General features: G+C 72.2%; 15 protein-coding genes and 1 pseudogene. 12 read left to right on the top strand and 4 right to left on the bottom strand.

The window, feature by feature from the left end; translation table 11 throughout:
• The first annotated feature begins 326 nt into the window (after positions 1 to 326).
• From ACFYOJ_RS22800 to ACFYOJ_RS22755, 10 genes and pseudogenes are all read left to right on the top strand, one after another.
• Positions 327 to 1,001 carry a response regulator gene (locus tag ACFYOJ_RS22800; protein WP_356557908.1) on the top strand — a complete coding sequence of 225 codons (675 nt, stop codon included), beginning with the start codon at positions 327 to 329 and terminating at the stop codon, positions 999 to 1,001.
• Between the two features lie 140 nt (positions 1,002 to 1,141).
• Positions 1,142 to 3,898 (top strand): DNA translocase FtsK, encoded by a 2,757-nt coding sequence (locus ACFYOJ_RS22795; protein WP_356557909.1) that lies wholly within the window; start codon positions 1,142 to 1,144, stop codon positions 3,896 to 3,898.
• Positions 3,899 to 4,155: 257 nt separating this feature from the next.
• A complete protein-coding gene (locus tag ACFYOJ_RS22790) occupies positions 4,156 to 5,004 on the top strand; it encodes a RodZ domain-containing protein (protein ID WP_356557910.1) in 849 nt (282 codons plus the stop codon).
• A 93-nt stretch (positions 5,005 to 5,097) separates the two neighbouring features.
• A complete protein-coding gene (gene rimO / locus ACFYOJ_RS22785; protein ID WP_356557911.1) occupies positions 5,098 to 6,570 on the top strand; it encodes a 30S ribosomal protein S12 methylthiotransferase RimO in 1,473 nt (490 codons plus the stop codon).
• A complete protein-coding gene (gene pgsA / locus ACFYOJ_RS22780; RefSeq protein ID WP_356557912.1) occupies positions 6,567 to 7,340 on the top strand; it encodes a CDP-diacylglycerol--glycerol-3-phosphate 3-phosphatidyltransferase in 774 nt (257 codons plus the stop codon). Before rimO ends, pgsA begins: the two co-directional genes overlap by 4 nt.
• Positions 7,337 to 7,882, top strand: coding sequence for a CinA family protein (locus ACFYOJ_RS22775; protein ID WP_356557913.1), 546 nt, complete (start codon positions 7,337 to 7,339; stop codon positions 7,880 to 7,882). The genes pgsA and ACFYOJ_RS22775 overlap by 4 nt, the downstream gene beginning before the upstream one ends.
• 109 nt (positions 7,883 to 7,991) lie before the next feature.
• On the top strand, positions 7,992 to 8,372 hold the full coding sequence (locus tag ACFYOJ_RS22770) for a helix-turn-helix domain-containing protein (protein WP_007387871.1): 381 nt from the start codon (positions 7,992 to 7,994) through the stop codon (positions 8,370 to 8,372).
• Positions 8,373 to 8,589: 217 nt separating this feature from the next.
• The gene (locus ACFYOJ_RS22765) at positions 8,590 to 9,060 is read left to right on the top strand and encodes a DNA starvation/stationary phase protection protein (RefSeq protein WP_356557949.1); all 471 of its coding nucleotides are present in this window, start codon (positions 8,590 to 8,592) and stop codon (positions 9,058 to 9,060) included.
• Positions 9,057 to 9,278, top strand: a pseudogene (locus ACFYOJ_RS22760) (hypothetical protein); the annotation flags it as partial. The gene ACFYOJ_RS22765 and the pseudogene ACFYOJ_RS22760, both read left to right, overlap by 4 nt.
• A gap of 191 nt (positions 9,279 to 9,469) precedes the next feature.
• On the top strand, positions 9,470 to 9,955 hold the full coding sequence (locus ACFYOJ_RS22755) for an SRPBCC domain-containing protein (protein ID WP_356557914.1): 486 nt from the start codon (positions 9,470 to 9,472) through the stop codon (positions 9,953 to 9,955).
• A 30-nt stretch (positions 9,956 to 9,985) separates the two neighbouring features.
• Here the strand turns inward: ACFYOJ_RS22755 and ACFYOJ_RS22750 are convergent, their stop codons facing one another.
• From ACFYOJ_RS22750 to ACFYOJ_RS22740, 3 genes are all read right to left on the bottom strand, one after another.
• Complete coding sequence (locus tag ACFYOJ_RS22750) at positions 9,986 to 10,825, bottom strand: DNA-formamidopyrimidine glycosylase family protein (RefSeq protein ID WP_356557915.1); 840 nt, start codon at positions 10,823 to 10,825, stop codon at positions 9,986 to 9,988.
• An 18-nt stretch (positions 10,826 to 10,843) separates the two neighbouring features.
• Positions 10,844 to 15,739: an ATP-dependent helicase gene (locus tag ACFYOJ_RS22745; protein WP_356557916.1), complete on the bottom strand. Its 4,896-nt coding sequence runs from the start codon at positions 15,737 to 15,739 to the stop codon at positions 10,844 to 10,846.
• A gap of 253 nt (positions 15,740 to 15,992) precedes the next feature.
• Complete coding sequence (locus ACFYOJ_RS22740; RefSeq protein ID WP_356557917.1) at positions 15,993 to 16,937, bottom strand: hypothetical protein; 945 nt, start codon at positions 16,935 to 16,937, stop codon at positions 15,993 to 15,995.
• A gap of 80 nt (positions 16,938 to 17,017) precedes the next feature.
• Here ACFYOJ_RS22740 and ACFYOJ_RS22735 point away from each other — a divergent pair, with 80 nt between their 5' ends.
• On the top strand, positions 17,018 to 17,212 hold the full coding sequence (locus tag ACFYOJ_RS22735) for a DUF3046 domain-containing protein (protein WP_356557918.1): 195 nt from the start codon (positions 17,018 to 17,020) through the stop codon (positions 17,210 to 17,212).
• A 60-nt stretch (positions 17,213 to 17,272) separates the two neighbouring features.
• A complete protein-coding gene (locus ACFYOJ_RS22730; RefSeq protein WP_356557919.1) occupies positions 17,273 to 18,535 on the top strand; it encodes an AI-2E family transporter in 1,263 nt (420 codons plus the stop codon).
• A 283-nt stretch (positions 18,536 to 18,818) separates the two neighbouring features.
• Here ACFYOJ_RS22730 and ACFYOJ_RS22725 read toward each other — a convergent pair whose 3' ends face one another.
• Positions 18,819 to 19,019 carry a DUF2191 domain-containing protein gene (locus ACFYOJ_RS22725; protein WP_356557920.1) on the bottom strand — a complete coding sequence of 67 codons (201 nt, stop codon included), beginning with the start codon at positions 19,017 to 19,019 and terminating at the stop codon, positions 18,819 to 18,821.
• Positions 19,020 to 19,166 lie beyond the last annotated feature (147 nt).

The following is a 19,166-nucleotide window of genomic DNA, read 5'->3' as shown; positions in this document are numbered from 1 at the left end:
GCGAGCGGGGCGTCCGGGCGGTGCGCGGCCGTGGATCGCGCGAGGACGGCGGGGATGCCCCGCGCTCACCCGCAGTTGCTGACTCAGTGTGCCCGTAGCCGTGTGGAAGCGCGGGATTCGGGGAACCTTCTGGTCCCCCGCTGCGTTTCTGCTACGTGCACAGTGACATCGCGGTGACAGGGTGTGGCGACAGGCGGGGTGCGGCTACGATGACCGGCACAAGGACGGGCGGCGCAAGGGAGTCGTCCCCCGGAGCGGCACCCGCCGGTGCTGCCCCGAGTCCTGCGGACAGGGGAGGCCCCACGCCGGGGCGAGGAGGGCGGGCCATGGTGCAGAAGGCCAAGATCCTCCTGGTCGATGACCGGCCGGAGAATCTGCTGGCGCTGGAGGCGATCCTCTCGGCGCTCGATCAGACGCTGGTGCGGGCATCGTCCGGGGAGGAAGCACTCAAAGCACTGCTCACGGACGACTTCGCGGTCATTCTGCTGGACGTCCAGATGCCGGGCATGGACGGTTTCGAGACCGCCGCCCACATCAAGCGGCGGGAGAGGACCCGGGACATCCCGATCATCTTCCTCACCGCGATCAACCACGGCCCGCACCACACCTTCCGCGGATACGCGGCGGGCGCGGTGGACTACATCTCCAAGCCGTTCGACCCGTGGGTGCTGCGCGCGAAGGTCTCCGTCTTCGTCGAGCTGTACATGAAGAACTGCCAGCTGCGGGAGCAGGCGGCACTGCTGCGGCTGCAGCTGGAGGGCGGCGGCAGGACCGGGAGCGCCGAGACCAAGGAGCCGGCCGGGCTGCTCGCCGAGCTCTCGGCGCGGCTGGCGGCCGTCGAGGAGCAGGCCGAGGCGCTCTCCAAACAGCTGGGTGACGAGTCGGCGGACGCCGCCGCGGTGGCCACGGCGGCGCACCTGGAGCGCAAGCTCACGGGACTGCGGCGGGCACTGGACGCGCTGGAACCGGGTTCCGCCGGTGGCCAGCCCGCGGTCAACTGACCACCGGCGGCACACCGGCGTGAAGAGGCGTCAGCGCCTGTGGTGAGGACGTCAGTTCCGGGTTCACGAATGGACGACACGAACGGGTGAAGCGGTGGGCACACGTGTCGACCGCCGCCTCCCCCGGTAACCTCACCCCCATGGCCTCACGTCCCTCCGCAGCCAAGAAGCAGCCCGCGAAGAAGGCGGCCGCTCCCGCGAAGGCTCCGGCGAAGAAGGCCGCCGCGAAAAAGGCACCACCGAAGAAGGCGCCCGCCAAGAAGGCGGTGGCGAGAAAGCCCGCGCCCGCACCGGCACCCAGCCCCACCGGGGGCGTCTACCGGCTCGTGCGCGCTCTCTGGCTGGGTGTCGCGCACGCCGTCGGCGCTGTCTTCCGGGGCATAGGCCAGGGCGCCAGGAACCTCGACCCCGCACACCGCAAGGACGGCGTCGCGCTGCTGCTCCTCGGTATCACGCTGGTCGTCGCCGCCGGCACCTGGGCCGATCTCAAGGGTCCGGTCGGCGACCTGGTCGAGATCCTGGTGACCGGGGCCTTCGGCCGGCTCGACCTGCTCGTGCCGATCCTGCTCGGCGCCGTCGCCGTCCGCCTGATCCGGCACCCGGAGAAGCCAGAGGCCAACGGCCGGATCGTGATCGGCCTGTCCGCCCTCGTCGTCGGCGTGCTCGGACAGGTCCACATCGCCTGCGGCTCGCCGGCCCGCAGCGCCGGCATGCAGGGGATAAGGGATGCCGGCGGACTGATCGGCTGGGGCGCGGCGACCCCGCTCTCCTCCACCATGACCGACGTACTGGCCGTGCCGCTGCTCGTGCTGCTCACCGTGTTCGGCCTGCTGGTCGTCACGGCCACCCCCGTCAACGCCGTCCCGCAGCGGCTGCGGCTGCTCGGCGTACGGCTGGGACTCGTCGCCGACCCGGAGGCCGTCGAGTGCTCCGAGGACGACGAGCGGTACGACGAACAGTGGCGCGAAGCGCTGCCCGTACGCCCCCACAAGCGCGGGACGCCGGCCGCCGAACCGTACGACCCGGACGGCTCCGAGCAGCAGGCCCTCGCCCGGCGCCGCGGACGGTCCCGGCGGACCGCCGTGCCGCAGCCCGACACGGACCGGCCCCTGGACGCCGTGGACGTCGCCGCCGCGGCCGCCGCCGCGCTCGACGGCGCCGTCCTGCACGGAATGCCGCCGTCGCCGCTGGTCGCCGACCTCACCCAGGGCGTGAGCACGGGGGACCGCGAACCGACGACACCGACGCCCACGCCGGTCCCGGCCGCACGCCCCCAGCCCGGGAAGCTCAGGAAGGAACCGCCCGCGCAGGATCTGTCCGGACGGACCCCGGCCGAGGTGGAGGTCCCCGACCTCACCAAGACCCCGCTGCCGCAGGAGCGGGAGCTGCCGCCACGAGCCGAACAGCTCCAGCTCTCCGGCGACATCACCTACTCCCTGCCGTCCCTCGACCTCCTCACCCGGGGCGGCCCGGGCAAGGCACGCAGCGCCGCCAACGACGCCGTCGTGGCCTCGCTCACCACGGTCTTCACCGAGTTCAAGGTCGACGCGGCCGTCACCGGCTTCACCCGCGGCCCGACGGTCACCCGGTACGAGGTCGAGCTCGGGCCCGCCGTGAAGGTCGAGCGGATCACCGCGCTCACCAAGAACATCGCGTACGCCGTCGCCAGTCCCGACGTGCGGATCATCAGCCCGATCCCCGGCAAATCCGCGGTCGGCATCGAGATCCCGAACACCGACCGGGAGATGGTCAACCTCGGCGACGTGCTGAGACTCGCGGAGTCCGCCGAGGACGACGACCCGATGCTGGTCGCCTTCGGCAAGGACGTCGAGGGCGGTTACGTCATGCACTCGCTGGCGAAGATGCCGCACATGCTGGTCGCCGGCGCCACCGGCTCCGGCAAGTCGTCCTGCATCAACTGCCTGATCACCTCGGTCATGATGCGGGCGACCCCCGAGGACGTCCGGATGATCCTGGTCGACCCCAAGCGGGTCGAGCTGACCGCGTACGAGGGCATTCCGCACCTGATCACGCCGATCATCACCAACCCCAAGCGGGCCGCCGAGGCCCTCCAGTGGGTCGTGCGCGAGATGGACCTGCGCTACGACGACCTCGCGGCCTACGGCTACCGGCACATCGACGACTTCAACCGCGCCGTGCGCGAGGGCAAGGTCAAGCCGCCCGAGGGCAGCGAGCGCGAGCTGCAGCCCTACCCGTACCTGCTGGTGATCGTGGACGAGCTGGCCGACCTGATGATGGTGGCGCCCCGGGACGTCGAGGACGCCATCGTGCGCATCACCCAGCTCGCGCGCGCGGCCGGCATCCACCTGGTCCTCGCCACCCAGCGCCCGTCCGTGGACGTCGTCACCGGCCTGATCAAGGCGAACGTGCCCTCCCGGCTGGCCTTCGCCACCTCCTCGCTGGCCGACTCCCGGGTCATCCTCGACCAGCCCGGCGCCGAGAAGCTGATCGGCAAGGGCGACGGCCTCTTCCTGCCGATGGGCGCGAACAAGCCGACCCGCATGCAGGGCGCGTTCGTGACCGAGGAGGAGGTCGCGGCCGTCGTCCGGCACTGCAAGGACCAGATGGCGCCCGTCTTCCGGGACGACGTCGTCGTCGGCACCAAGCAGAAGAAGGAGATCGACGAGGACATCGGCGACGACCTCGACCTGCTGTGCCAGGCGGCCGAGCTGGTCGTCTCCACCCAGTTCGGGTCGACCTCCATGCTCCAGCGCAAGCTGCGTGTCGGCTTCGCCAAGGCCGGGCGCCTGATGGACCTGATGGAGTCGCGGGGCATCGTCGGACCGAGCGAGGGCTCGAAGGCCCGTGACGTCCTGGTGAAGGCCGACGAGCTGGACGGTGTGCTCGCGGTGATCCGGGGGGAGTCCGAGGGGTAGGGAAGAGTACACGCGGATCCCTCGCGCGGTGGATCACAAGGGCAGCCCGGCTGTGATCCTCCTGTCGAGGATCTCCGGGCAACCGTTTCCCCCCGGCATACGTCAAGTGGGGAGAAGCGGCAAAGAGATGGTCCACCATCGGGACACGAAGCCATACCGATGGCGTACCGGTCCCGTCGTCCGGTTGCCCCACCCGTTTGTACCCCCCCTAGACTGAACGTCCAGCACAGGCGGCTATACGCTCGAAAGGCGCCCCCGTGTCCATCGGCAACTCCCCTGAAGACGAGCGTCCGATCGAAGGCGTGTCCGAAGACGTTTCTGAGGAAGCCCGCCCCTCCGTCGGCCGTGTCCTGCAACAGGCGCGCATCGCCGCCGGGTTGACCGTCGACGACATCAGCAGTGCCACCCGCGTCCGGATCGCCATCGTGCATGCCATCGAGGCGGACGACTTCGGGCCGTGCGGCGGTGACGTCTACGCCCGCGGCCACATCAGGGCCCTGGCCAAGGCCGTCGGGCTCGACCCGGCCGAGCTGCTCGCGCAGTACGAGCGCGAGCACGGCTCACGTCCCTCCCCGACCCCCGCGGCACCGCTGTTCGAGGCGGAGCGCATCCGGCCCGAGCGGCGCGGACCCAACTGGACCGCGGCCATGGTCGCCGCGATCGTCGCCGTGATCGGCTTCGTCGGATTCACGTTCGTGAAGGGCGACGACGGCGGCTCCGAGGTGAGCGTCGCCGAGGGTTCCCAGCCGTCCGCCGGCAAGTCCGCGTCCCCGACCGCCGAGCCCAAGAAGCCGGCCGCCCCCGAGCCGGCCCCGACCGACAGTGCCATCGCCGCAGCGCCCCAGGACAAGGTGACCGTCAAGGTCAGTGCGACCGACGGCCGCAGCTGGATCTCCGTCAAGGACCACAACGGCCGGCGGCTCTTCGACGGCCTGCTGGAGCAGGGCGATTCCCAGACGTTCCAGGACGACGAGAAGGTCGACCTCGTCCTCGGCGACGCCGGTGCCATCCAGCTGCACGTCAATGGCAAGGAGATCGAGGACGACTTCCAGCCGGGTGCCGTGGAGCGGCTGACGTACACGAAGGGCGACCCGCAGGCCGGATAAGCGGGCCGGAAGGGACGAGCGTGCACGGGGTTGGCCAAGATCGGCCAACCCCGTCGACGTGGGCTGTCCGCGGGACGAAGTAGTCTTGAGCCCATGCCTGAAAGCCGTACCGTCGCACTCGTCACCCTTGGCTGCGCCCGTAACGAGGTGGACTCGGAGGAGCTCGCAGGCCGTCTGGAGGCGGACGGCTGGAAGCTCGTCGAGAACGCCGAGGAAGCGGACGTCGCCGTCGTGAACACGTGCGGCTTCGTCGAGGCCGCCAAGAAGGACTCCGTCGACGCCCTTCTGGAAGCCAACGATCTCAAGGGTCACGGCAGAACGCAGGCCGTGGTGGCCGTGGGCTGCATGGCCGAGCGGTACGGCAAGGAACTCGCCGAAGCCCTGCCCGAGGCCGACGGCGTGCTCGGCTTCGACGACTACGCGAACATCTCCGACCGGCTGCAGACCATCCTCAGCGGCGGCGTCCACGCCGCGCACACCCCGCGCGACCGGCGCAAGCTGCTGCCGATCAGTCCCGCCGAGCGGCAGGAGGCCGGTGCCGCCGTCGCTCTGCCGGGACATGCGCCCGCCGACCTCCCGGAGGGCGTCGCCCCCGCCTCCGGACCCCGCGCGCCTCTGCGCCGCCGCCTGGACGGCTCCCCGGTCGCCTCGGTGAAGCTGGCCTCCGGCTGCGACCGGCGCTGCTCCTTCTGCGCCATCCCGTCCTTCCGGGGCTCCTTCATCTCGCGCCGCCCCAGCGACGTGCTGAACGAGACGCGGTGGCTGGCCGAGCAGGGCGTCAAGGAGATCATGCTGGTCTCCGAGAACAACACCTCCTACGGCAAGGACCTCGGCGACATCCGCCTGCTGGAGTCGCTCCTGCCCGAGCTCGCCGAGGTCGACGGCATCGAGCGGGTGCGGGTCAGCTACCTCCAGCCGGCCGAGATGCGCCCCGGCCTCATCGACGTGCTGACCTCCACGCCGAAGGTCGCGCCCTACTTCGACCTCTCCTTCCAGCACTCCGCGCCGGACGTGCTGCGCGCCATGCGCCGCTTCGGCGACACCGACCGCTTCCTGGAGCTGCTGGACACCATCCGCACCAAGGCCCCCGAGGCCGGCGTGCGCTCCAACTTCATCGTCGGCTTCCCCGGCGAGACCGAGGCCGACCTCGCCGAGCTGGAGCGGTTCCTCACCCACGCCCGGCTGGACGCCATCGGCGTCTTCGGCTACTCCGACGAGGAGGGCACCGAGGCGGCCGGCTACGGGAACAAGCTCGACGAGGACGTCGTCGCCGAGCGGCTGGCGCATGTGTCCCGGCTCGCCGAGGAACTCGTCTCCCAGCGGGCCGAGGAGCGAATGGGCTCTACCGTGCGGGTACTCGTGGAGTCCGTGGACGACGAGGAGGGCGTGTACGGCCGCGCGGAGCACCAGGCGCCCGAGACGGACGGCCAGGTGCTGCTCACGAGCGGCGAAGGACTGAGTGCCGGTCGTATGGTCGACGCGAAGGTGGTCGGTACGGAGGGTGTCGACCTGGTGGCCGAACCGCTGCCGGGCACGCCCACCGGAAGCGAGGAGGCGGCCAGATGACCGGAGTCCCGGCGTCCGCGGCGGGCGGTTCCTCCAGTGCGCGGAGGACCGGCCCGCGCGGCGCATCGGGTGCCGCGAAGGAAACGACGGAGCCCAGGGCCGCGGGCACGACCGCGCAGCGGGGGGCGACCGAGGGCGGGGCCGCCGGGCGCGGCGGGAAGATCGCGGCGGCCGCCGTCAACCAGGCGAGCGTCTGGAACGTCGCCAACCTGCTGACGATGCTCCGGCTGCTCCTCGTGCCGGCGTTCGTCGCGCTGATGCTCGGCAACGGCGGTTACGACCCGGCCTGGCGTTCGTTCGCCTGGGCGTCCTTCGCCATCGCCATGATCACCGACCTCTTCGACGGGCATCTGGCCCGTACCTACAACCTCGTCACCGACTTCGGGAAGATCGCCGACCCCATCGCCGACAAGGCGATCATGGGGGCGGCGCTGATCTGCCTCTCCGCCCTCGGCGACCTGCCGTGGTGGGTCACGGCCGTCATCCTGGGCCGGGAACTCGGGATCACCCTGCTGCGTTTCCTGGTCATCCGGTACGGAGTCATTCCCGCGAGCCGCGGCGGCAAGCTGAAGACACTCACCCAGGGCGTGGCAGTCGGGATGTACGTGCTGGCGCTGACGGGGCCCCTGGCCACCCTCAGGTTCTGGGTGATGGCGGCGGCGGTCGTCCTGACCGTGGTGACCGGACTGGACTATGTGAAGCAGGCCATCGTGCTGCGCCGACAGGGAATCGCCGAGCGCAGAGCGGCGTTGAAGGAGACACAGGGGTGAGTTCCACCGCCGCCGACGTGGTGCGACTGCTCACGGTGAGGGGCGAGACCCTCGCCGTTGCCGAGTCGCTGACCGGCGGACTGGTGGCGGCCGGGATCACGGCGGTCCCGGGCGCGTCGAAAGTCCTGCGCGGTTCGGTGACCGCCTACGCCACGGACCTCAAGCATGACCTGCTCGGCGTCGACGCCGAGCTGCTGGAGGCGAGGGGAGCGGTGGACCCGCAGGTCGCCGCGGAGATGGCGTCCGGCGTGCGCAAGGCCCTGGACGCCGACTGGGGCATCGCGACAACCGGTGTCGCCGGCCCCGACCCCCAGGACGGACAGCCGGTGGGGACGGTCTACGTGGCCGTCGACGGACCTCTCGGATCATCCGACGATTCCGGCTCCGGCGGAAAAGTGGAGGCGCTGCGGTTGAACGGCGACCGCGCGGACATTCGTATGGAGAGTGTACGGAGCGTGCTCGTACTCCTTCTCGGGGAGCTCACGGGCGAACAGACCGGAAATGAGCGGGCACAGGATACGGAACGGAACGGGGGGTTTTGATGTTTGCAGCCCAGAGTGAACACGACATCGCTCCCCGCACGGCCGCGGCACGAGGCGGTACGGTGGGGCGTGAAGGATGCGGCTACGCGGTCCGAGGAGGGAGCCACCGATGATTCTGCTCCGTCGCCTGCTGGGTGACGTGCTGCGTCGGCAGCGCCAACGCCAGGGCCGTACTCTGCGCGAAGTCTCCTCGTCCGCCCGAGTCTCACTCGGCTATCTCTCCGAGGTGGAGCGGGGGCAGAAGGAGGCGTCCTCCGAGCTGCTGTCCGCCATCTGCGACGCGCTGGACGTACGGATGTCCGAGCTCATGCGTGAGGTGAGCGACGAACTCGCCCTCGCGGAGCTGGCCCAGTCCGCCGCGGCCACGCCGAGCGAGACCGTGCCCGCGCCGGTGCGCCCCATGCTGGGCTCCGTGTCGGTGACCGGTGTGCCGCCGGAACGGGTGACCATCAAGGCACCCGCGGAGGCGGTGGACGTCGTCGCCGCCTGAGCGCCGACCCGCACGCACCACACGTACACAGGAGACCCCGGCCAGGGTCTCTCCGGGAGAACCGGAGAGACGCGGTCGGGGTTTTTGCGTGTCCGGAGGGTTTCTTCCGTGCGCCGGGACGGGCCTCGGTCGCAGGGCGCGTCCGCCCGTTTGCCGGTCGGTGGCGCGCCGGTCATCGTGGAAGGACATGGCCGGGGACGAACCGTCGGAGGTGTGGATGTACGTCGTCAAGAGCCCTTTGTCCGACGCGAACCTGAAGATCGTCTCCGCGGCGCTGCAGGGCGCCCTCGTCGATCTGGTGGACCTGGCCCTGGTGGCGAAGCAGATCCACTGGAACGTGGTCGGACCGCGTTTCCGCTCCGTGCATCTGCAGCTGGACGAGGTCGTCGGTACCGCGCGCACCCACTCCGACACGGTGGCCGAACGGGCTTCGGCCCTCGGGGTGTCACCGGACGGCCGGGCCGCGACGGTGGCCGTCGGCAGTGGCATCGGGGTCACGCCGGAGGGATGGGTGGACGACACCACCGCGGTGCGGACGATCGTGGACGCCCTGGGTGCGGTGATCACACGGATGCGGGAGCGGATCACGGCGACCGGGGAGCCGGACCCGGTCAGCCAGGACATCTTCATCCGGATCACGGCCGATCTCGAGAAGCAGCATTGGATGTTCCAAGCCGAAAACGGATGACGACGGCGATCGTGCGCCGGGCCGTCGCGCTGGGCCTCGGCGCATTGTGGTGGTGGGCCGTGCTGCGTCTCCTGCTGGTGCCCGGGGCGGGGGCGGCCGAGGGCGCGGTCGCCATCGGAGGGTGGGGGCTGAGCGTGCTGCCGGTGCACTGTGTGCCGCGGAGCCAGGCAGTGGGGGCCGTGGACGCGGGCCGGTGGCGCCGCGCCCTGCGCACGGCCGTCCGCCCGCAGGACCCGGCGCGTTCTTCCCGGGGACAGAGGACAGGAACTGCGGGCCCGGGAGAGCGTCAGGACGGATCCCGGTCCTGGACGAACACGAGGCGGCCCGGCGCGGCAGGACGGAGCACACCCTCTCTGCCCGTCCGGGACCGTGGCAGCGCTGTGCACGACCGGACGGAAGGACACGACCGATGACCGTCACCAGCGTCGACAAGGACGTCGACCGACTGACCCTCACCCTCGTCGCCGATCTCACCGCGCCCGTCGAGCGGGTGTGGCGGCTGTGGGCCGACCCGCGGCAGCTGGAACGCTGGTGGGGCCCGCCGTCCTACCCGGCGACCGTGGAGCGGCACGACCTGACAGCGGGCGGGGACGTCACCTACTTCATGACCGGCCCGGAGGGCGACAGGCATCGCGGCTGGTGGCGGATCACGTCGGTGGACGCCCCGACGTCTCTGGAGTTCACCGACGGATTCGCCGACCAGGACGGGGCTCCGGACACCGGGATGCCGACCACGGCGGTGCAGGTCCGGCTCAGCGAGCACGAGGGCGGCACCCGCATGGAGATGCGCTCGGTCTTCGACTCCGCGGAGCAGATGGAGCAGCTGACCGCCATGGGCATGGTCGAGGGTATGCGGCAGGCGGTCGGCCAGATGGACGGGCTGCTGGCCTCCTGAGTCACCGTCGCGGCTGCCGCTGCGGTCGTCTCACGGCCCTCTCCTTCGCCGTCCGGCGCCGGAAAAGCCGCCCCGGTGGGGGACGGGGCCCGTCTGGCAGGCGGGGCACCAGTACGTGGGCCGCTCACGGGAGCCGTCACCCTGGTCGGCGAGACGGACCGGCGTGCCGCAGCGCAGACACGGTCGGGACGCCCGGCCGTACACGAACAGCTCCTGGCCGGGCAGGCCCGTCGTGCGGCGGGCCGGACGGTCGCGGTTGGCCTCCAGGAGTCTCCTGGCCAGCGCGGGCAGCTTCTCGGCCCGGTCGGCGGGCAGTTTGCCGACCGGGAGCCACGGAGTGACGCCGAGCAGGAAGCAGAGCTCGCATTTGTAGATGTTGCCGATCCCGGCGAGATTGCGCTGGTCGAGCAGGGCTTCCCCGAGGGGCCGGACGGGGTCCGCGCGGAGGTTGGCCAGGGCCTTGGCGGGATCCCAGTCCGGGCCCAGCAGGTCAGGGCCGAGATGGCCGACCGCGCGCTGCTCGTCCGCGGTGCGCAGGAGTTCGAGCACCGGCAGACGGTAGCCGACGGCCGTGCGGCCGGCGGTGCCGAGGACGATACGGATCTGGTGCGCCGGGCCGCCGCTCCAGCGCTCTCCGGCGGCGAACACCTTCCAGGAACCGTCCATCCTGAGGTGCGAGTGCACCGTCAGACCGCCCTCGACGCGGGTGAGCAGGTGTTTGCCGCGTGGGATGACGTCCAGGACGGTGCGGCCGGTGAGGTCGACCGTCGCGTACCGGGGCACGCGGAAGTCGCTGCGGGTCAGCACCTCGCCGGCCAGTGCGCCGTGCAGCCTCTTGGCCACCTGCCAGACGGTGTCTCCTTCGGGCATGGGTCAAGGGTGGCAGGCTCACGCCCTGATGCGCAGACCCCGAGGGGTGGCGACGAAGCCGGCCTCCTCCAGGAGCGGACCGAAGGGGGATGTCAGGGCCGCCGCGCCGTTGATCCGTTCCACCGTGACCGTGCCGAGGGAACCGGCACGGGCGGCCGCGGCGAGGGCCTCCGTCGCCGCCCGTAGGGCCGGATCCGTGTGCGGCGGTGCGTCCGGGGCGGAGGGCCACAGCAGCAGGGTCTTGCCACCGCGTTCCATGTAGAGAGCCGGTTCCCCCTCGGTCAGGACCACCAGGGAACCCGCCTTGCGGCCCGGTTTGTGGGTCGCCCCGGCCGGTGGCTCGGGCCAGCCGAGGGCCGCGCCGTAGGCGTTCGCCGGATCGGCGGCGGCCAGAACGACGGCCCGCGACGCGAGGGAAGGGCGGCCACGATGGCCGGGAGGACCGGCTTCGTACCCGCCGCGCGGGGAGACGTACTCGTCGCGGGACGCCGAGGGGCGGGAGCCGGACGCGAACACATTGCCGGGACGGCCCGATGCGCCCGTGCCGCCGGGGCTGCCGTCAGGAAAGTCGTCGAAGGGGAAGGTCCCCGCAGTCCGGTCGTACGGTGCGGGACCGTCGGGTGCGAGCCGGTTGCCGTCGCCGAAGCCCGGGTGGTCCGACGGGCCGGTGCCGCGCTCGCGGGCGCCCGCGACCGCACGCACCCGGTCCACGGCGCCCTCCATGGCGAACTGGGCCGCGCCGAGCCCCTCCACCACATAGCCGCGCCGGGCCTGCCCGCTCTCCTCGAAGGCGGCCAGGACCCGGTACACCGCCGAGAAGCCGCCCTCGACGCCCTCGGCGGCGACGGCGCCGCGGGTCACCACACCATGCCGGTCGAGGAGGGCGCGGGCCAGGGCATGGGCGCGCACGGTGGCGTCGCCCTCGCGGGCGGGAAGCAGGGACCATCGGCCCGCGACCGTCGGCGGGCCGGTGCGGGAGGCGGTGCGGGCCGCGGCGGTCAGCGAGCCGTAGCGTCCGCGCGGCACGGCACGCCTGGCGCGGTGGGCGGTGGAACCCGCGGTGCGGCCCGAGCCCAGCAGGGAACGCAGGGGGGCCAGCGTGTCGTTGGTCAGCCGCCCGGACCAGGCCAGGTCCCAGAGGGCGTCGGCCAGCTGCGGATCGGAGACGTCCGGGTGCGTGGTGGCGCGGACCTGGTCGGCGATCTGCCGGAAGAACAGACCGTAACCGCCGGAGAGGCTCTCCAGCACGGACTCGTGGAGAGCGGTCGTCTCCAGGGGGTGCGGGGGCGGCAGGAGCAGCGGGGCCGCGTCCGCCAGATAGAGCGAGACCCAGCCGTCCTTGCCGGGAAGCGAGCCCGCTCCCGCCCACACCACCTCGCCGGCGGCCGTCAGCTCGTCCAGCATCGCCGGCGCGTAGTCCGACACTCGGGACGGCAGGATCAGCTTCTCCAGGGCGGACGCGGGCACGGAGGCACCCTGCAACTGCTCGATCGCCCGCACCAGACCGTCGACACCGCGCAGCGCGTGCCCCTTGCCGACGTGCTGCCACTGGGGCAGGAACTGGCCGAGCGCGGCCGGCGGCACCGGCTCCAGCTCCTGCCGCAGCGCGGCCAGGGAACGGCGGCGCAGCCGACGCAGCACGGTCGCGTCGCACCACTCCTGACCGATCCCGGCCGGATGGAACTCGCCCTGCACGACCCGGCCCGCCCCCGCCAGCCGTTGCAGGGCGCCCTCGGTGACCGCGACGCCCAGGCCGAAACGGGCCGCGGCGGTGACCGAGGTGAAAGGGCCGTGAGTGCGGGCGTGGCGGGCGAGAAGGTCGCCGAGCGGGTCCTTGACCGGTTCGGTGAAGGCCTCGGGCACGCCGACGGGCAGCGCGGTGCCCAGCGCGTCGCGCAGCCGGCCGGCGTCCTCGATCGCCGCCCAGTGCTCGACGCCGGCGATCCGTACCCGGATCGCGCGCCGGGCGGCGGCCAGCTCGGGGGCCCACTGGGGCTCGGCGCCGCGCTGTGCCAGCTCGGCGTCCGTGAGGGGGCCGAGGATCCGCAGCAGGTCCGCGACGCCCTCCGGGTCCTTGACGCGCCGGTCCTCGGTGAGCCACTGCAACTCGCGCTCCAGCTCGGCCAGCACGTCCCCGTCGAGCAGCTCGCGCAGCTCCGCCTGGCCGAGCAGCTCGGCCAGCAGCCGTGAGTCCAGCGACAGGGCGGCGGCGCGGCGCTCGGCGAGCGGCGAGTCGCCCTCGTACAGGAACTGGGCCACGTACCCGAAAAGCAGGGAGCGGGCGAAGGGGGAGGGCTCCGGGGTGGTGACCTCGACCAGACGCACCTTGCGGGACTCCAGGTCGCCCATCAGCTCGACCAGGCCGGGCACGTCGAAGACGTCCTGGAGACACTCGCGGACCGCCTCGAGGACGATCGGGAACGAGCCGTACTCGCTCGCCACCTCGAGCAGCTGCGCGGCGCGCTGGCGCTGCTGCCACAGCGGGGTGCGTTTGCCGGGACTGCGGCGCGGCAGCAGCAGTGCGCGGGCGGCGCACTCGCGGAAACGGGACGCGAACAGGGCCGACCCGCCCACCTGGTCGGTGACGACCCGGTCGACCTCGCCCTTGTCGAAGACGACATCGGCCGCGCCGACGGGCGCCTGCTCGGCGTCGTACTCCGGGCCGGGCTTCGCCGGGTCCTGGTCGAGCAGGTCCAGGCTCAGCAGATCGGCGTCCGGCAGGCGCAGCACGATGCCGTCGTCGGCGTGCATGACCTGGGCGTCCATGCCGTACCGCTCGGACAGGCGGGCGCCGAGCGCGAGCGCCCAGGGTGCGTGGACCTGGGCACCGAAGGGGGAGTGGACCACGACGCGCCAGTCGCCGAGCTCGTCGCGGAAGCGTTCCACGACGATGGTGCGGTCGTCGGGGACATGGCCGCAGGCCTCGCGCTGCTCATCGAGGTAGGCCAGGACATTGTCCGCCGCCCAGGCGTCCAGGCCCGCGGTGAGCAGGCGCAGCCGGGCGTCCTTTGCGGGCAGGGAGCCGATCTCGCGCAGGAAGGCGCCCAGTGCCCGGCCCAGCTCCAGCGGGCGGCCCAGCTGGTCGCCCTTCCAGAACGGCAGCCGGCCCGGCACCCCCGGCGCGGGGGAGACGAGGACACGGTCGCGGGTGATGTCCTCGATGCGCCAGGAGCTGGTGCCCAGGGTGAAGACGTCCCCGACCCGGGACTCGTACACCATCTCCTCGTCCAGCTCGCCGACCCGGCCGCCGCCCTTCTTCGGGTCGGCTCCGGCGAGGAAGACACCGAAGAGCCCCCGGTCGGGGATGGTGCCGCCCGAGGTGACGGCGAGACGCTGGGCGCCCGGGCGGCCGGTGACGGTCCCCGTGACCCGGTCCCACACCACGCGCGGGCGCAGTTCGGCGAACGCGTCGGACGGATAGCGGCCGGCGAGCATGTCCAGGACGGCGGTGAACGCCGACTCGGGCAGCGAGGCGAAGGGAGCGGCGCGCCGGACAGTGGCGAGCAGGTCGTCGACCTGCCAGGTGTCCAGGGCCGTCATCGCGACGATCTGCTGGGCGAGGACGTCCAGCGGGTTCGCCGGGATGCGCAGTGCCTCGATGGCGCCGCTGCGCATCCGCTCGGTGACCACGGCGGCCTGCACCAGATCGCCGCGGTACTTGGGGAAGACCACGCCCGTGGAGACGGCGCCGACCTGGTGTCCCGCGCGGCCGACGCGCTGCAGGCCGGAGGCGACCGAGGGCGGGGACTCGACCTGGACGACGAGGTCGACGGCGCCCATGTCGATGCCCAGCTCCAGGCTGGAGGTGGCGACCACCGCGGGCAGCCGGCCCGCTTTGAGGTCCTCCTCGACGAGGGCGCGCTGTTCCTTGGAGACCGAGCCATGATGGGCGCGGGCGATCACGGGCGGGGCGCCCTGGGCCGCGCCCGAGCCGCCCATGAGCTCGGCGGGCGAGTGATGTTCGTCCAGGGGCTCGCCGGTCGCCCGTTCGTAGGCGATCTCGTTGAGTCTGTTGCACAACCGCTCCGCCAGGCGCCGGGAGTTGGCGAAGACGATCGTGGACCGGTGCGACTGGACGAGGTCGGCGATGCGCTCCTCGACGTGCGGCCAGATCGACGGACGCTCGGCGCCCTCGTTGCCCTCCGCGACCGGGGAACCGCCCAGTTCCCCCAGGTCTTCCACCGGGACGACGACGGAGAGGTCGAACTCCTTGCCCGACTTCGGCTGGACGATCTCCACCTTGCCGCGGGGGGCGAGGAAGCGGGCGACCTCGTCCACCGGGCGGACCGTCGCCGACAGGCCGATCCTGCGGGCCGGCCTGGGCAGCAGCTCGTCCAGACGCTCCAGGCTGAGCGCGAGATGGGCACCGCGCTTGGTGCCCGCGACCGCGTGCACCTCGTCCAGGATCACCGTCTCCACACCGGTCAGCGCGTCGCGGGTGGCCGAGGTCAGCATCAGGAAGAGGGACTCGGGAGTGGTGATCAGGATGTCCGGCGGCCGGGTGGACAGGGCGCGGCGCTCGGCGGCCGGGGTGTCACCGGAGCGGATGCCGACTTTCACCTCGGGCTCGGGCAGGCCGAGCCGGACGGATTCCTGACGGATGCCGGTCAGCGGGCTGCGCAGATTGCGCTCGACGTCGACGGCCAGGGCCTTGAGCGGGGAGACGTACAGGACCCGGCAGCGCTTCCTGGGATCGGCGGGCGGGGGAGTGGAGGCCAGCTGGTCCAGGGCGGCGAGGAAGGCGGCCAGCGTCTTGCCGGAGCCGGTGGGGGCGACCACCAGCACGTCCGAGCCCTCCGCGATGGCCCGCCACGCGCCTGCCTGAGCGGCGGTGGGCGCGGAGAAGGCCCCCGTGAACCAGCCGCGGGTCGCGGGGGAGAAGCCGTCCAGGGCTCGGTGCGCGGAGCTGACCATGGACCCATCGTGCACCCCGGCACTGACAATCGGCCTGAGCTGCGCGGATGTCGGCCGGGAACCGTGCGGCCTGCCGGGCGGGGCGACTCGTGACCGGGTCCCGCGGCCCGTGGGTCCCAGGAGCGGCCGCCGCCCCTCCTTGCCGCACTCGCCGCCGATGGGCTTTCACCGACGGCCACGCGCTCGTAGGGGCTGCGGGGAGCGCGGGGTGACGGCGGCCCGGACGCGTGGAGGGTACGGGGCCGCCGGGGCGTCAATCGAGGGGACGGCCGTAGGCCCGCAGCGTGCGCAGGGCGTCGATCGTCACCCGGGGCCGGGCCTCCAGCGCGGGGGCGGGTGCCCAGCGGCGCCACCGGAGCGGCCATCCGCCGTCCTCGTCCTGCTCCGCCGCGAGGAAGTCGAGGGAGCGGGCCATCTCGTCGTCCGTGAACCACGCGCGCGCGAGGGAGTGCGGATCTTCCGCGTAGTCGTGGGGGAAGTGGTGTTCGCCCGGGGCGTAGCCGGGGGAGACCGGGTACGTTCCGCGGTCGTCCGGGTCCAGCACCGCGAGGCGCTGCTCCCGTACCAGACGGCCCAGCCGGTCGGCCGCCGCCTGTGCGCGCGGGCGGTCGGGGACGGAGTCCAGGAAGGCGACGGCGGCACGGACCTCGTACGGGTGCGAGGCGTGCAGCGACTCGACGGCCCGCCAGCAGAAGTCCGTCGCCCGGAACAGCCATGCGTGCCAGACCTCGTTGCGGTGCAGCACTGCGACCGCCGGGCCGGTGGCGAGCAACTCCCCGGGAGGGTCGTCCACCACCGGTACGAAGGGGGCGGCCGGGTAGCCGCGCTCGCGGGGGTGGACCGCCGGCAGGGCTCCGTCGGCGGTGGAGACGGAGGTCAGATAGCGGCACACACCCTCCACGCGCCGGTTCCCGCACCGCCCGACGGCGTCCAAGACGCGCAGGGCGTGCGCGGTGTGCAGCGGCCGGCTGACCGGTCCGCGCAGATCGGGTTCCAGCGCGTGTCCGTATCCGCCGTCCTCGTTGCGGTAGGCGTCCAGCGCGGTCTCGACCGGCTCGGCGCCTCCGTCACGGAAGTGGTACGCGAACAGGCGCTGCTCCAGCACGCGCGCGGTGAGCCAGACGAAGCGTTCCGCGCGCGCGAGCGTAGTGCGCGCCGGGGACGCCGGGGGGAGTGGGGAAGCTCCGGGTTCGGCCATGCGTCAGACCGTAGGGCGGAAAGCGGTGCCGGCACGCCGTCCCGGTCCGGGGCCACTCTCAGGGGCGGGATACTGGGGTCATGCGGTTGACGGTCTTCTGGGAGCGGATGACGGAGCACTTCGGTCCGGGGTACGCCGACACCTTCGCGCGCGATCACGTGATGACGGAGCTGGGCGGTCGTACGGTGCACGAGGCGCTGGACGCGGGCTGGGACGCCAAAGAAGTGTGGCGAGTGGTCTGCACCGTCATGAGCGTGCCACAGGAACGGCGCTGACCGGTCACGAAGATCGAGAACCGGCGGTCCGCTGCCGCCGGCGTGGGTGAGACTTGGTCCGTGGCATCCACAGACGAGACCGGGCAGACACCCCGGCACACATCTCCGCCCGGCACGACGCCGCCCGCACCGCCCCCAGCCGGCGGCGCGGGTCCGGGCGACCGCATGCCGCGCTGGCTGCCGCGGGCCCTGGTGCTGGCCCTTTCCCTGGTCGCCGTCTTCCAGCTGGGCAGCTGGGCCTTCCACCAGCTCACCGGCCTGCTGATCAACATCCTCATCGCGTTCTTCCTGGCACTCGCCATCGAGCCGGCGGTGAGCTGGATGGCCGCGCGCGGCATGCGCCGCGGACTGGCCACCTTCCTCGTCTTCCTCGCCGTGCTCATCGCCGCCGCAGGGTTCGTGACGCTGCTCGGCTCGATGCTCGCCGGCCAGATCGTCAAGATGGTCGAGGACTTTCCGGACTATCTCGACTCCGTCATCAACTGGGTCAACGGCCATTTCCACACCGAGCTGAGACGGGTGGACGTCCAGGAGGGCCTGCTCCGCTCCGACTGGCTGCGCAACTACGTGCAGGACAGCGCCACCGGCGTTCTCGACGTGTCCGCGCAGGTCCTCGGCGGCCTCTTCCAGATGCTGACGATCGTGCTGTTCTCGTTCTACTTCGCCGCCGACGGCCCCAGGCTGCGGCGCGCGCTCTGTTCCGTCCTGCCGCCCGCCCGGCAGGCCGAGGTCCTGCGCGCGTGGGAGATCGCCGTGGACAAGACCGGCGGTTACCTGTACTCGCGTGGTCTGATGGCGCTGATCTCCGGCATCGCGCACTACATCCTGCTGGAGATACTGGGGGTGCCCTACGCGCCCGCGCTCGCCGTGTGGGTGGGCCTGGTGTCGCAGTTCATCCCCACCATCGGCACCTATCTGGCGGGCGCGCTGCCCATGCTGATCGCCTTCACGGTCAACCCCTGGTACGCGCTGTGGGTCCTGGGCTTCGTGGTGATCTACCAGCAGTTCGAGAACTACGTGCTGCAGCCCAAGCTGACGTCCAAGACCGTGGACATCCACCCTGCGGTCGCCTTCGGCTCGGTGATCGCCGGAACCGCCCTCCTCGGCGCCGTCGGCGCGCTGATCGCCATCCCGGCGGTCGCCACCCTGCAGGCGTTCCTCGGGGCGTACGTCAAGCGGTACGACGTCACGGACGATCCGCGCGTCCACGGGCACCGCGACCGCCGCGGGGCGAGCGCCGGGGGGTTCACGCGGGCGCGGAAACTGTGGGCCCGGCGGCGCCCTTCGGAGAAGGACGGTTCCGGCGAAGGCCGCTCCGGCTGAGACACCGGAGACACTCGGGAGCGGGTACAGCGCGTCGGCGCGGCCCGCGTCCCGGCGTCCGCGAAACAGCCCTCCGCTGAGGACGACGGCCCGGAGGGAACCCGCCGCAGGGCCGTCCGTCCGTGCGAAGCGCCGCCCGCCGTCACCGCGCGCGGGGAGCGGGGGACCGGGCACGAGGAGCGGACGGCCGGGCACGGGGTGGGCGTCCGCCGCGTGGCGGGTGCCCACCCCGTGGCGCGCGTCTCGTCTCCGTCCCGGCGGTGCGACGGCGGCGGGACGGGGATCAGCCCTGGGGTTCCTGCGGCTTGGCGTCGATCTCACGCAGGTTCCGGTCCTTGACCTCTGTGCGGGTCTCCGTACGGTGGCCACGGGCGATGTAGTCCCGGACCACCGCCTCGACGGCGTCCTGGGGCGAGCCGATGCCGGCCAGGACCATCACCTCCACGACCAGTTCGGCGTCGAGGCTGATGCTGATCTTGGCCATGGGACCCCCCAGTCGCTTCGCGTCCGCGCACTCTAGCCGCGGGCCCGGTCGTACGCTCGGTGGTGTCGTGTGATGCGCTTGACACTAAAATCGAACATCCATTCTCATGGAGGCTCTGGAAGGGGCCGTGGTGGGCGATTCGACCGG

The sequence above is a fragment of the Streptomyces sp. NPDC006384 genome (genome assembly GCF_042870695.1).
Classification (GTDB): Bacteria; Actinomycetota; Actinomycetes; order Streptomycetales; family Streptomycetaceae; genus Streptomyces.
This window is presented reverse-complemented; position numbering and strand designations above follow the sequence as displayed.

Bases quoted from the DNA above. Each gene is read 5' to 3' on its own strand.
- ACFYOJ_RS22800 (WP_356557908.1), top strand. From the start codon at position 327: ATGGTGCAGAAGGCCAAGATCCTCCTGGTCGATGACCGGCCGGAGAAT.
- ACFYOJ_RS22795 (WP_356557909.1), top strand. From the start codon at position 1,142: ATGGCCTCACGTCCCTCCGCAGCCAAGAAGCAGCCCGCGAAGAAGGCG.
- rimO (WP_356557911.1), top strand. From the start codon at position 5,098: ATGCCTGAAAGCCGTACCGTCGCACTCGTCACCCTTGGCTGCGCCCGT.
- pgsA (WP_356557912.1), top strand. From the start codon at position 6,567: ATGACCGGAGTCCCGGCGTCCGCGGCGGGCGGTTCCTCCAGTGCGCGG.
- ACFYOJ_RS22770 (WP_007387871.1), top strand. From the start codon at position 7,992: ATGATTCTGCTCCGTCGCCTGCTGGGTGACGTGCTGCGTCGGCAGCGC.
- ACFYOJ_RS22765 (WP_356557949.1), top strand. From the start codon at position 8,590: ATGTACGTCGTCAAGAGCCCTTTGTCCGACGCGAACCTGAAGATCGTC.
- ACFYOJ_RS22755 (WP_356557914.1), top strand. From the start codon at position 9,470: ATGACCGTCACCAGCGTCGACAAGGACGTCGACCGACTGACCCTCACC.
- ACFYOJ_RS22750 (WP_356557915.1), bottom strand. From the start codon at position 10,825: ATGCCCGAAGGAGACACCGTCTGGCAGGTGGCCAAGAGGCTGCACGGC.
- ACFYOJ_RS22745 (WP_356557916.1), bottom strand. From the start codon at position 15,739: ATGGTCAGCTCCGCGCACCGAGCCCTGGACGGCTTCTCCCCCGCGACC.
- ACFYOJ_RS22740 (WP_356557917.1), bottom strand. From the start codon at position 16,937: ATGGCCGAACCCGGAGCTTCCCCACTCCCCCCGGCGTCCCCGGCGCGC.
- ACFYOJ_RS22735 (WP_356557918.1), top strand. From the start codon at position 17,018: ATGCGGTTGACGGTCTTCTGGGAGCGGATGACGGAGCACTTCGGTCCG.
- ACFYOJ_RS22725 (WP_356557920.1), bottom strand. From the start codon at position 19,019: ATGGCCAAGATCAGCATCAGCCTCGACGCCGAACTGGTCGTGGAGGTG.